Consider the following 11,144-nt stretch of genomic DNA (forward strand, 5'->3'; position numbering starts at 1 on the left):
AGATCGCGGCCCTGCCGCCCGTCGTCCTGGTCGTCATCGGTGCGGTTGCCGCCGCCGGGCTGGCCGCCTGGCTGGTGCTGAGGAAACGATGATCTCGGTCGTGGCCGGCCTGCTCGGCTCCAGGCTCGGTCGCTGGGCGGCGCTGGCCCTGCTTGGCGCCGCCGCCGTCTCCCTCATCCTCTGGCGCGTCTTCGCGGCCGGCCGGGCCAGCGTCGCCGCCCGGCAGACACAGGACACTCTGGCCCATGTGCTCGACATTGTCCGCCGCGACCAGGAATTGCAGTCGCTTTCTCCTGATGCTCGCCGTGAGCGGCTGCGCCGCTACGCCGAGGGCCGACAGCGTCGATAGCGTCTGCCTTGTCGTCTCCGAACCGCCCGTTACGCCCGGCTGGGTTGGAAGCGCCGATCAGGCCTGGGTGGACTGGCTGCTTCCGATCGTCGACTACGGCCAGCGGCACTGCGGCTGGTGATGACGAGGCCTCAGGCCGGCGTCGTCACCGGCTTCGGGTCGGAAGGCGGGCCGGAGCGACGGATCCGCTCCGCCAGTTGCCGCATGGCCCGATATCCCGGGCGCTCGATCCATCGATTCGCTGCCCAGGCGACGGCGATGCAGAGGGCGAAGGTACCGCACAGGCTAACGATCACCAGGGCCGGGGGCGACGGCCAGAGCCCGAACACCCAGAACGCCACGACCTTGTAGGTCCGAAGCACAATGAAATGGGTCATGTAGAGCGCGAAGGACCAGACCCCCAGGCGGTGCACCGGCCTCCACGACATCACCGCGGTCGGGACGGGGCCGGCCACCGAGAGGCCGAAGACGACGGCGCAGAACAGCGGGACGGCCATCCAGTCGGCCTCGCCGAAGGCGATGACAGCCAGCGCGGCGAGCGCCGCGAGGAAGATGACGATGCCAGATCCCAGCCAGGGGACGGCGCGGCGGACCGGCGGCGAATGCGATGCATGCTCGGTGAGCATGCCGAGCACGAAGCTGCAGAGGCAGCGCAGCACGGCGCCATGGTCGGTCAGGCGCAACGTCCCCGATGGGCTGGTGGATTCGAGCCAGGCCAGCCCCGCGACCGCCGCGCCGACAAGCACGATGGCAGGACAGCGGACAAGGATGTAGAACAGGGCCGGGTACAGGATATAGGCGGCCCATTCGGCGCTGATCGACCAGGCGACGGTGTTCCAGCTTGGGCCATGGCCCAGGAACCAGGTCTGGACAAAGAAAAGGTTCTCGAACCAGGCGCCGATGGTGTTGGTGTCGGCAAAGGCCGGTGTGTTGCCGGCGCTGCTGAAGTATTTGAGGAATTCGAGAGGCAGAAGGAGCGCCAGCGTCGCGGCATTGAGCGCGAACAGCCGGCCCAACCGTTTCGTCAGAAATATCCGTAGTGGTTTGGGCGGAGGTTGCCTTCGAACAGATATCGGTTCGCTCGGGATATGATGAAGCCGCTGAGAACGAAAAAGAAATCCACGGCGATATAGCCGTCGGAGATGATGCCGATATAGTCGGTCTCAAAACTGATCGGCAGGATCGCGCGGCCGCAGAGCCCGTTGATCGTCGTCTGCAGATGAAACAGGACGACAATAACGGCGGCAATGCCGCGGGCGCTGGTTAGCGGTTTTATCTCTTCTGCATCTTTCATATATTTAAATGAATGTAATTAAAAAAATATCAGAGCATACGGCAACATAGAATCGGGGCGGCGGTCAAGCCTCCCATTTGAGCGCCGGTTGCTCGGGCCGCATCATCGCCCCGCGGAGGTCCGGGCGGCGGCAGAAGCCGCCGCCCGTCGATCCTTCAGAACCGGCCGGCGCGGAAATCCTCGATCGCCTCGGCGATCTGCGCCTCGGTGCTCATCACGAAGGGGCCGTATTTCGCCACCGGCTCGCGCAGCGGCTTGCCGGCGACGATCAGCAGGCGCGCCGGGCCGGCCTTGGCCGTTGCGCGCACGCCGTCGCCGGCACCGAGCACGCCCAGGGTGCCGCGCTCCAGCGTCTCGCCGCCGACCTCGGCCGCACCCTGATAGACATAGGCGAAGCCGGCATGGCCGTCCGGCAGCGGCACGTCGACCACCGCACCGGCCTCGAGCTCGATGTCGAGATAGACCGGCTGGGTGGTGCCGCCCTCGACCGCGCCCAGGGTGGTTCCGAAGCGGCCGGCGATGACGTGGATCCGGGCTCCAGGCGCCGCCGTGACCTCCGGCACCGCGTCGGCCGGGATATCCTGGTAGCGCGGCGCCACCATCTTCTCCGCCGCCGGCAGGTTGACCCAGAGCTGGAAGCCCCACATCAGCCCGTTCTCCTGCTCCGGCATTTCCGAGTGGACGATACCGCGGCCCGCGGTCATCCACTGCACGCTGCCGGGGCCGAGCAGGCCGACATTGCCCTTGTTGTCGCCGTGCCGCATCCGGCCGGCCAGCATGTAGGTCACGGTCTCGAAGCCGCGGTGCGGATGGTCCGGAAAGCCGGCCAGGTAGTCGGCCGCCTCGTCGGACCGGAACTCGTCCAGCATCAGGAAGGGGTCAAGGTCCGGCAGGCCGGGCTGGCCGATCACCCGGGTCAGCTTCACCCCGGCGCCGTCGCTGGCCGGGCGCCCGCGCAGGGTGCGGGTCACGCCGCGCGGGCGGGCCAGGTTGCCGGTGGTGTTCGTGGGTTCGGTGGTCGCCATGGTCATCTCCATCTCGGGCGCCGGGATCGCCGGCGCGGTTCCGCTCTGCCGAAAAGATCGGCTTTGCGACCGGTCGAGAGAATGCGGCTTTCCCCGAAACCGCTGTTCGATATGATCGAACGATGCGATACCGGCTCGACGATATCGCCACCTTCCTGCAGGTGGTGGACAGCGGCAGCATCAGCGCGGCGGCGCGGCGGCTGAACCTGTCGAAATCCGTGGTCAGCAAGCGCATCAGCGACCTCGAGGCGGCGCTGGGCGGGGCGCTGCTGCAGCGCTCCACCCGACGGGTGCTGCCGACTGACCGCGGCCTGGCCTTCTACGAGCGCGGCCGCAGCATCCTGCGCCAGCTCGACGAGGCGGCGGAGGAGGTGGCGGAGGGCGACGGCGACCTGCGCGGATCCTTGCGCGTCGCCGCGCCGATGAGCTTCGGCACGCTCTATCTCGGCCCCGTGCTGTTCGACTTCGCTAGGCGTCATCCCCAGCTGGCCCTGACCCTCGATCTCGACGATCGCATGGTCGATCTGGCGGCGCAGGGCTACGACCTCGCCATCCGCATCACCCGGCCGCGCGATTCGGCGTTGATCGCCCGGCGCCTTGCCGCCAGCCGACGCGTGGTCTGCGCCAGCCCAGGCTACGCTGCCGCGGTCGGGCTGCCTCGATCCCTGACGGAGCTGGCGGAGCACGAGGCGATCGGCCAGGCCGAGATTTCCTCCACTTGGTTGTGGCAGTTCGAGCCCTTCGCCGCCGGCGGGCCGCCGCGCAGCGTGGCGATGCGCAGCCGGATCACCGTCAACAACGGCGAGGCCGCGCGGGATGCGGCCATTGCCGGGCTCGGCCTCACCGTGCTGCCGACCTTCATCGTCGCCGATGCCCTGCGCGACGGCCGCCTGCTGCAGGTGGCGCTACAGGCCGAGCCGGTGGCCGACATCATCCATGTGCTCTATCCCCAGACCCGGCATCTGCCGCGCCGGGTGCGGGCGCTGATCGACCACTTGGCCGAGAGCTGCGGCGAGGCCGCGCCGTGGGAGCAGGGGTTGTCGTTCGCCCCGGTCGAACGCCGGGTTTCCTGATCCATTGCTTTCGCTGCGGGCCGGCCATCGCGATCTTCGGCATGTCATCACCGAACGGAGGTCACGATGATCACGTTGCACGATCGCATGGCGCGGGGCCGCACCGAGACCGGCCTGATCGAGGCCCGCCACACCTTCTCCTTCGGCCAGTTCCTGGATCCTGACCGCATGGGCTTCCGGTCGCTGCGCGTGCTGAACGAGGATCGGATCGTTCCGGGCGCCGGCTTCCCGGCGCATCCCCATGCTGAGATGGAGATCCTGACCTATGTGCTGTCGGGCGCGGTCGAGCACCGTGACAGCCTCGGCAACGCCGCCGTGATCCGTGCCGGCGACCTGCAGCGGATGACCGCCGGCATCGGCATAACCCATGCCGAGATGAACCCGTCGGCGACCGGGCCGCTGCACCTGCTGCAGATCTGGATCCATCCGGATCGCAATGGTTTGGCGCCGGGTTACGAACAGCTGAGCGTCGGGGAGGGGCCGACCGGCGGGTTGCAGCTGGTGGCAGGGCCGGAGGCCGGCGGCGGTGTCTTGCGGATCCACCAGGATGCCCGGCTGTTCATCGCACGCCTCGCGGCCGGCGAGACGGTGGAGCATCTGATCGCGCCGGGCCGGGCGGCCTTCGTTCAGCTGACCCGCGGGGTCGTCGCCCTTGATGGGCACGAGATGCGCGAAGGCGACGGGGCCGCGGTCGAGGGCGAGCCGGGTCTCCGGATCACGGCGGAGACGGAGGCCGAGGTTCTGCTGTTCGACCTGGCCTGACCGAGGGCTGCGGCCCGGGCGATGATCGCGCCCGGGCCGCGAGCCGCTCGACCGGTTGACGCCGGTCCTGGCAGGATGTCCCTCACGATCGTTCCGATAAGCGTTCCGGCCCGCCCATGCGTATCGCCCTGCTGATCGCCGCCATCGCCGCCTTCCTCGTCGGGATCGGCATCTGGAGCTTCGCCATCACCGGCGACATGGCCGGGGCCGATGGTGGCCAGGCCGTGCGGATCGCCGCTGGTGCCGCGATCGCGGCCCTGCTGTTGATCGGCGGCTTCGTGGTCCTGATCCTGCGGGGGCGTCCGCGCGACCGGGACCGGCGCTGAACCGGCCGTGCAGGGGGTTGCGCCGGCCGCGGCGCTGTGGCCGGATGCGGGAAACCGCGGGAAGCGCAGCAGACCAGGGCATGGCCGACGATCCGATGACCGAACCGCCGCAGCGTGTGGCGTTCCTCCTGGTCCCGAACTTCTCGATGATGGCGCTGTCGGCAGTGCTGGAGCCGTTCCGCGCCGCCAATTGGGTGGCGCGGCGTACTCTCTATGACTGGCGGTTGCTCTCGGTCGACGGCGAACCGGTCACCGCCAGCAACAGCGGTGTGCTGATGGCGCAAGGCGCGATCGGCCCCGAGGATTCCTTCACCATGGTCGTGGTCGTCGCCGGGCTCGATCCGCAGGAGGGCCGCGACGAGCGCATCCTGGCCTGGCTGCGGCGCATGGCGCGGCGCGGCTCGCGCATCGGCGCGGTCTCGACCGGCACCTATCATCTCGCCTGGGCCGGGCTGCTCGACGGCTATCGCTGCACCATCCACTGGGAGAATCTCAGCGCCTTCACCGAGACCTTCCCGCGGCTCGACGTCACCGGGCGGCTGTTCGAGATCGACCGCGACCGTTTCACCTCGGCCGGCGGCACGGCGTCGCTGGACATGACCCATTACCTGATCGGCCAGGCCCACGGCATCGACCTCGCCAACCAGGTGGCGGAGCAGTTCCTGCACGCCCGGCCGCGCCAGGGCCACGCGCCGCAACGGATGGAGCTGCGCGAGCGGCTCGGCGTCAGTCACCCGAAGCTGCTGGCCGCGATCGCCGAGATCGAAGCCAACCTGGCCGAGCCGCTGCCGCGGGCGGCGCTGGCCCGGGCCGCCGGGCTGTCGACCCGGCAGCTCGAGCGGCTGTTCCGGATCTACCTGAACTGCACGCCGTCCCAGTACTATCTCGAGGCGCGGCTGAAGCACGCCCAGATCCTGCTGGCGCAGACCTCGATGCCGATCCTGGAGGTGGCGGTGGCCTGCGGCTTCGCCTCCGCCTCGCATTTCGCCAAATGCTACCGCTCGCTGTTCAGCCATTCGCCCCGGGCCGAGCGGGCGCCGCGGCCGGTGGCGCCGACTCAGGTCATGGGTCTGCGCCGGGCGTGGTGATAGGGATTGCCGCCGGCTACGGCAGCTGCACCCGGGCAGCGGTGACGCGGTTCTCGCCCTTCTGCTTGTCGCGGACCACGCCCCAGATCACGCCCTGCTGCGTCCGGTCCCAGGCGATGCCCTGGCCGGCGATGTCGAGCGGCGCGGTGCCGACCCAGCGCAGCACCGAGCCTGCCTCTGGCAGCGCCAGGGCATAGGCCTCCGGCTCGTCATGCCCGGTGATCCAGAGCCGCCCGTCCGGCCCCCAGGACCCGCCGGAATTGCTCATGTCGCCGAACTTCTCCAGCAGCTCCGGCGGCAGCACCCAGGCCTCGGCCACGCGCCAATCGACATCGAAGCGGACGATCTGGGTGTTGTACTTGTTGCCATAGGCCAGCGGGCTGCGGTCGAACACCCGGTTGTAGTTGGCGAAGCCGCCCCACCAACTGCCGTCGTGATAGTCGACCCAGGTCAGCGACCCGCGGTCGATACCGAAGCTGTGGGTGCCGACATGCTTCAGCGTCGTCGTGTCCCAGATCTCGACCGAGCTGGTCATCGGCCATTCCGGGTAGTTGGAATGGGCGGTGTAGAGCTTGCCGTCGACCACGACGCCGCTGTCCAGGTGGATGATCGGCCCGTCCTTGGCCTCGGCCCAGGCGGAGACTTTGGCGCCGGTGACCTTGTCGTAGCGGGCGATCGCCCGGCTGTCGATCGCGTAAAAGGAGTCGGCATCCACCGCCACGGCCTGCCGTGCCTGCTGCGCCGGAAAGGAGGCGACCGCCTCGACCGGATACGGTTTCGGGTCTTCCGCCCAGGCGGGAGCCGAAAGCAGGCCGGCAGCGAGAAGCAGGGCCGGAACAGCGGTGATGCGGATCATCGATCGTCCCTCATGTCTTTCAGAGGCGCCGACCCTAGGGCCGGGGGCGTGACAGAACGATGATGCTTCCTTGATGCTTCGGTTGCCGGCGTGGCCGGCTCACCGCAGCAAGGGCGTGACCTTGGCGCGCAGCAGCCGCACCAACTCCGGATCCATGAATTCGAAGCTGTCGGGAATGTCGAGGCAGACCACCCGGGCCCGCTTCAGAGAGCTGCGGAAGCGGGCGGACAGCTTGGCGCGCTGCGCCTTCTCCATGACGAAGATCAGGTCGGCCCATTCGACCAGCTCGGCGGTCAAAGGTTCCTCGGCATCCGGGTTCAGCCCGGCCGAGGCGGTCTCGACGCCCGGGGCATCGGCGAAGATTGCCTCCGCCGTCGGGCTCCGCCGCAGGTTGCGACCGCAGACGAACAGGGCGCGCTTCACCCGGCCGGCGCGTCGGCCTGCCGCAGGATCTGGGCCAGCCCTGGGGGTAAGGTGCCGCTCAGCAGCATCACCTGCAGCCGCAGCAGCGCGCCGACGGTCAACGAATCGGTGATCCGGCCGTCCGCGACCATGGCGAAGGCCTCGGCCAGCGGCACGGTGCGCAGCGCCAGATCCTCGGTCTCCTCCGGCTCGGCCTCGCCCTGGGTCAGGCCCCAGGCCACGAACAGATGGGCGATCTCGGTCGAGACGCTGTTCGACAGATGCATGCTCAGGAGGTCGTGCCAATGCGCCGCCTCCAGCCCGGTCTCCTCGCGCAGCTCGCGCTGGGCCGACAGGACCGGCGGCAGAGTCGGGTCGCCGCCGCCCTCCGGGATCTCCCAGCTGTAGACGCCGGGGGCATAGCGGTACTGCCCGACCAGCGTGACCCGGCCCCGGTCGTCGATCGGCACCACCCCGATCGCCAGGTTCTTGTATGTGACCACACCGTAGATCCCGGGCGTGCCCGCCGGGGTCAGCACGTCGTGCTCGTCGACCTTGATCCAGGGATTCTCGTAGACCGGCTTGATCTTCAGCGTCGTCCAGCGGTTCGGGCCGTCCTCGCGAGAGGTGCCGTCACCACTCGCCACGGACATCCTCCACCAGCCGCTCCAGCCGGCTCAGATCGGCGACATGCAGATGGTCGGCGGCGCGGACGACGATGCCGGACTTGGCGAGGTCGCTTAGCACCCGCGCCACGGTCTCGCGCGTGGTGCTGACCCGGCTGGCGATATCGGAATGCACCGGGATCGGCCGGATCGCCGCGGTGCCGTCCGGCTGCGCGCCATGCGTCGCCAGGCGCAGCAGCTCGGCATGCACCCGGTTGTTGGCGCCGACCGTGCTCAGCTCCATGATCCGCTCATTGGCGCGGCGGACCACCCCGACCAGGTGCACCATGAGGGCCAGCGCCAGGGCCGGATGCTCGGTGACGGCGCTGCGGAAGACGGCGGTGGGCAGGGCGGCGACGGTGGCCTCGGTCAGCGCCATGACATTGGCCGAGCGCGGCGCCCGGTCCAGCGCCGACAGTTCGCCGAAGCTGGCGCCGGCCGACAGGTCGTCGAAGGTGATCTCACGGCCGGAGGCGGAATAGATCACCACCCGGACCTTGCCCTCGACCAGGAAGTAGACATGGTCCGGGTCGTCGTTGCGGTCGATGATCTGCTCATGCGGCGCGAAGCGCTGCCAGCGGCATTGCTTCTGCAGCTCGGCGCGCAGGGCGGCGGGGGCAACCGCGAGGAGATCGATCCCGTCGAGGGGGCGGGCGTCGTTGGCAGGCACAGATTCGTCTCATTCTTGAGGCGAGCCAGAATAGGGCGGGCGGGCTGCGCCCGCCAGACCGATCTGCGGCCTCAGCCCGGACGCTGGACGATCGCCGGCCGCAGCGGGCGCGGCAGGCCGGCCCGGCGGAGCCAGCCGCGGGCGGGCACCTCGACGGCGCGATGCAGCAGGACGGAGATCGGCAGCAGCGCCGCCACCATCAGGGCGATGACCCCCAGGGACTGCAGGGCGGAGAAGCCGGCCTCCTCAAACTCATGTCCGGTCGCCAGGCGCCAGCCCAGATGCACACTGTCGAGCACCAGGATCTGCGCGAGATAGACGGCATAGGAGATCTCGCCGAGGAAGATCATCGGCCGTGTGGCCATCGCCCGGCCCACCCGCGCCGTGTTCTGCGCCAGGCACAGGATCAGCAGGCCGAACAGCGGCACGATGAAGACGCCGCGCGTGTTGAGGTGCATCGCCAGGACGATGCCGGCGGCGGTGGCCAGGGCCGCCGCATCGGTCGCCATCCAGCCCGGTGCGCCGTCCCGCCAGACGCGGTAGAGGACCATGCCGCCCGTGAAACCCAGGAAGCAGCGCGGCACGCCCCAGTCGCTGGTCAGGTCGAGGTCGAGCTGCGGCCCGGCGGAGAGCAGGGCGAAGCCGGCCAGGGTCGCGACGTAGAGCAGGAACAGCCCGGCCGGGCGCAGGCGGGCGACAATCGGCACCAGCAGCGGGAAGGCGAGGCCGACAAGCCATTCGGCGCTGATCGACCAGGACGGGCCGTTCCAGGTCAAGGTGTCGTAGATCCCGGTGGCGTTCAGCAGCAGCAGGCTGCCCGGCAGGGTGGCGAGGGTATGGGTGCCGCCGAAGGCGTCGAGGCCGGAACGGTCGATCGCCAGCTTCAGCAGCTCGAGCAGCACGAATCCGCCGAGGATCGCGAGATGCAGCGGGTACAGCCGTGCCAGGCGGGCGCGCAGGAACGGGCCGAGCGTGGCCGAGGAGGGGCCGTCGGCGAAGCTGCGCCCATAGACATGCATCAGGATGAAGCCGCTGAGCGCGAAGAACAGGTCGACGAAGAGATAGCTCTTGCCGACGAAGAAGGTCGCGTCGGTCAGGTGCAGGTTCGGAAAGGACCCGACCGAATAGTGGAACACCACGACGCAGAGCGCGGCGATGCCGCGCAGCGCGGTGAGGGCGGGAAAGTATTGCTGCCGGCTGCGGAGGGATGCCTCGGCCATGGCTCCGGAATGCTGTTGTCGACGACGCCTGATGGACCGAACCATCGGGGCGTCGGATCGTTCCCCGGCCTGCGTCGTCCCGCCTCAGAGGTTTCTCAGCTTCGTCCGGCCAGGGCTCCTTCTTCGATGCCGATGCGGTGGCGCAGCAGCAGGGCGTTGGCGAGCGAGAAGACGATCGCGATCGTCCAGGCGTCGAAGGCCAGGGGCAGCACCGCGATCTCTGCCGCCACGACCACGTAGTTGGGGTGCCGCACCCAGCGATAAGGGCCGCGGCGGACCAGCGGCGCGCCGGGCAGGCTCAGCACCCGCGTGGTCCAGTACGGCCCCAGCGTCGCCACCACCCAGACCCGCGCCGCCTGCAGCAGCAGGAACAGGGCCAGCAGCGGCCAGGACGGGGCGCGATCGGCCGGGATCAGCAGAAACACCGCCAGCAGCCAGGCGCCGTGCAGCAGGATGAACAGCGGATAGTGCCGGGCGCCGCTCTCGACCGCGCCACGGGCGCGCAGCCGGCTCTCGTTGCGGCGGGCATAGGCCAGCTCGGCCAGGCGCTGCGCCGCCACCAGCAGCGCCACCCACTGCGCCCAACCCAGCATCATCAGCCGCAATCCAGCACGGCGAAGCCGGCGCAGAAGCCGGGGCCCAGTGCGCTCAGCAGCCAGCGCCCGGTCATGCTGCGACGTTTCTCGGCGAGCACGAACAGCACGGTGACCGCCGACATGTTGCCGTAGCGGCGCAGCACCGCCCGTTCCGCCGCCATCGCCACATCCGGCAGGTCGAAGGCATCGCGCAGCGCCTCGACCACCTTGGTGCCGCCGGGATGGAACACGAAGCCGGACAGGTCGTCGAGGCCGAGCCCGTGGCGGGCCAGGAAACCCTCCGCCGCCGGCCGCATGTCGTTGCGCACCAGGGTGGGGATGTCGCGGGAAAAGATGACGCCGAGCCCGTCCGTCTCGACCGACCAGCCCATCACGTCCAGCGTGCCGGGCCAGCGATGCTCGCCGGTCGGGCCTAGGGCCGGACACCCGTCCTCCGGCCGGATCAACACCGCGGCGGCACCGTCGCCGAACAGGGCTGTGGCGACGACATTGCTCTTGGTCAGGTCGCCACGGCGGAAGGTCGGGCCGCACAGCTCCACCACCAGCAGCAGCACGGTGCCGTTCAGCGCGCGCGACAGGGCGGCGGCGCGGGCCAGGCCCAGCACGCCGCCGGCGCAGCCCAGGCCGAAGACCGGCAGCCGCACCGTGTCGGGCCGGAACGGCAGCCGCTCCATCAGCCGCGCGTCGAGGCTGGGCGTGGCGATGCCGGTCGAGCAGATGGTGACGATGGCGTCGACCTCGCCGGCGCCGATGCCGGCCTCGTCCAGGCAGCGCCGGGCCGCGTCCTCCAGCAGGTCCAGCGCCGTATCCAGGAACAC

The 11,144-nt window shown here is 69.6% G+C and carries 15 protein-coding genes; 5 read left to right on the forward strand and 10 right to left on the reverse strand.

Annotation, left to right across the window (positions count from 1 at the left end; all coding sequences use genetic code 11):
• Nucleotides 1–88: 88 nt before the first annotated feature.
• Nucleotides 89–349: a hypothetical protein gene (locus tag P409_RS14655; RefSeq protein ID WP_034838020.1), complete on the forward strand. Its 261-nt coding sequence runs from the start codon at nucleotides 89–91 to the stop codon at nucleotides 347–349.
• Nucleotides 350–480: 131 nt separating this feature from the next.
• Here the strand turns inward: P409_RS14655 and P409_RS14660 are convergent, their stop codons facing one another.
• The 3 genes from P409_RS14660 to P409_RS14670 all read right to left on the reverse strand — a co-directional run bounded on the left by P409_RS14660 (nucleotide 481) and on the right by P409_RS14670 (nucleotide 2,668).
• Nucleotides 481–1,365, reverse strand: a complete 885-nt coding sequence (locus P409_RS14660) for an acyltransferase family protein (protein WP_034838023.1) — start codon at nucleotides 1,363–1,365, stop codon at nucleotides 481–483.
• Nucleotides 1,366–1,373: 8 nt separating this feature from the next.
• Nucleotides 1,374–1,643 carry an acyltransferase family protein gene (locus tag P409_RS14665; RefSeq protein WP_034838026.1) on the reverse strand — a complete coding sequence of 90 codons (270 nt, stop codon included), beginning with the start codon at nucleotides 1,641–1,643 and terminating at the stop codon, nucleotides 1,374–1,376.
• Nucleotides 1,644–1,798: 155 nt separating this feature from the next.
• Nucleotides 1,799–2,668, reverse strand: a complete 870-nt coding sequence (locus P409_RS14670) for a pirin family protein (RefSeq protein ID WP_052120639.1) — start codon at nucleotides 2,666–2,668, stop codon at nucleotides 1,799–1,801.
• 122 nt (nucleotides 2,669–2,790) lie between these two features.
• On the opposite strand from P409_RS14670, the gene P409_RS14675 reads away from it, so the two are divergent.
• The 4 genes from P409_RS14675 (at nucleotide 2,791) to P409_RS14690 (ending at nucleotide 5,917) form a co-directional block, all read left to right on the forward strand.
• Nucleotides 2,791–3,741 (forward strand): LysR family transcriptional regulator, encoded by a 951-nt coding sequence (locus tag P409_RS14675; protein WP_034838029.1) that lies wholly within the window; start codon nucleotides 2,791–2,793, stop codon nucleotides 3,739–3,741.
• A 66-nt stretch (nucleotides 3,742–3,807) separates the two neighbouring features.
• Nucleotides 3,808–4,503 (forward strand): pirin family protein, encoded by a 696-nt coding sequence (locus P409_RS14680; protein WP_034838032.1) that lies wholly within the window; start codon nucleotides 3,808–3,810, stop codon nucleotides 4,501–4,503.
• 116 nt (nucleotides 4,504–4,619) lie between these two features.
• Nucleotides 4,620–4,829, forward strand: coding sequence for a hypothetical protein (locus P409_RS14685; RefSeq protein ID WP_034838035.1), 210 nt, complete (start codon nucleotides 4,620–4,622; stop codon nucleotides 4,827–4,829).
• Nucleotides 4,830–4,909: 80 nt separating this feature from the next.
• Entirely contained in the window at nucleotides 4,910–5,917 is a 1,008-nt protein-coding gene (locus tag P409_RS14690; RefSeq protein WP_034838038.1) for a GlxA family transcriptional regulator, read from the forward strand.
• A gap of 16 nt (nucleotides 5,918–5,933) precedes the next feature.
• Here the strand turns inward: P409_RS14690 and P409_RS14695 are convergent, their stop codons facing one another.
• From P409_RS14695 to P409_RS14725, 7 genes are all read right to left on the reverse strand, one after another.
• On the reverse strand, nucleotides 5,934–6,773 hold the full coding sequence (locus P409_RS14695) for a hypothetical protein (protein ID WP_034838040.1): 840 nt from the start codon (nucleotides 6,771–6,773) through the stop codon (nucleotides 5,934–5,936).
• Nucleotides 6,774–6,872: 99 nt separating this feature from the next.
• Entirely contained in the window at nucleotides 6,873–7,196 is a 324-nt protein-coding gene (locus P409_RS14700; RefSeq protein ID WP_034838042.1) for a low molecular weight protein tyrosine phosphatase family protein, read from the reverse strand.
• Nucleotides 7,193–7,828 (reverse strand): NUDIX domain-containing protein, encoded by a 636-nt coding sequence (locus P409_RS14705; protein WP_034838043.1) that lies wholly within the window; start codon nucleotides 7,826–7,828, stop codon nucleotides 7,193–7,195. Before P409_RS14705 ends, P409_RS14700 begins: the two co-directional genes overlap by 4 nt.
• Nucleotides 7,809–8,510: a Crp/Fnr family transcriptional regulator gene (locus tag P409_RS14710; protein WP_034838044.1), complete on the reverse strand. Its 702-nt coding sequence runs from the start codon at nucleotides 8,508–8,510 to the stop codon at nucleotides 7,809–7,811. The genes P409_RS14705 and P409_RS14710 overlap by 20 nt, the downstream gene beginning before the upstream one ends.
• Before the next feature lie 71 nt (nucleotides 8,511–8,581).
• Entirely contained in the window at nucleotides 8,582–9,730 is a 1,149-nt protein-coding gene (locus P409_RS14715; protein WP_034838047.1) for an acyltransferase family protein, read from the reverse strand.
• Nucleotides 9,731–9,825: 95 nt separating this feature from the next.
• A complete protein-coding gene (locus P409_RS14720; RefSeq protein ID WP_052120636.1) occupies nucleotides 9,826–10,326 on the reverse strand; it encodes an isoprenylcysteine carboxyl methyltransferase family protein in 501 nt (166 codons plus the stop codon).
• On the reverse strand, nucleotides 10,326–11,144 hold an 819-nt coding region (locus P409_RS14725), incomplete at its 5' end, for a type III polyketide synthase (protein ID WP_034838050.1). The genes P409_RS14725 and P409_RS14720, both read right to left, overlap by 1 nt.

The organism is Inquilinus limosus MP06, from assembly GCF_000767795.1.
GTDB classification, from domain to species: domain Bacteria; phylum Pseudomonadota; class Alphaproteobacteria; order DSM-16000; family Inquilinaceae; genus Inquilinus; species Inquilinus limosus_E.

Excerpts from the sequence above, each read along its gene's own strand:
- P409_RS14655 (WP_034838020.1), top strand. The coding sequence starts at position 89 with ATGATCTCGGTCGTGGCCGGCCTGCTCGGCTCCAGGCTCGGTCGCTGG.
- P409_RS14665 (WP_034838026.1), bottom strand. The coding sequence starts at position 1,643 with ATGAAAGATGCAGAAGAGATAAAACCGCTAACCAGCGCCCGCGGCATT.
- P409_RS14670 (WP_052120639.1), bottom strand. The coding sequence starts at position 2,668 with ATGGCGACCACCGAACCCACGAACACCACCGGCAACCTGGCCCGCCCG.
- P409_RS14675 (WP_034838029.1), top strand. The coding sequence starts at position 2,791 with ATGCGATACCGGCTCGACGATATCGCCACCTTCCTGCAGGTGGTGGAC.
- P409_RS14680 (WP_034838032.1), top strand. The coding sequence starts at position 3,808 with ATGATCACGTTGCACGATCGCATGGCGCGGGGCCGCACCGAGACCGGC.
- P409_RS14685 (WP_034838035.1), top strand. The coding sequence starts at position 4,620 with ATGCGTATCGCCCTGCTGATCGCCGCCATCGCCGCCTTCCTCGTCGGG.
- P409_RS14690 (WP_034838038.1), top strand. The coding sequence starts at position 4,910 with ATGGCCGACGATCCGATGACCGAACCGCCGCAGCGTGTGGCGTTCCTC.
- P409_RS14695 (WP_034838040.1), bottom strand. The coding sequence starts at position 6,773 with ATGATCCGCATCACCGCTGTTCCGGCCCTGCTTCTCGCTGCCGGCCTG.
- P409_RS14705 (WP_034838043.1), bottom strand. The coding sequence starts at position 7,828 with ATGTCCGTGGCGAGTGGTGACGGCACCTCTCGCGAGGACGGCCCGAAC.
- P409_RS14715 (WP_034838047.1), bottom strand. The coding sequence starts at position 9,730 with ATGGCCGAGGCATCCCTCCGCAGCCGGCAGCAATACTTTCCCGCCCTC.
- P409_RS14720 (WP_052120636.1), bottom strand. The coding sequence starts at position 10,326 with ATGATGCTGGGTTGGGCGCAGTGGGTGGCGCTGCTGGTGGCGGCGCAG.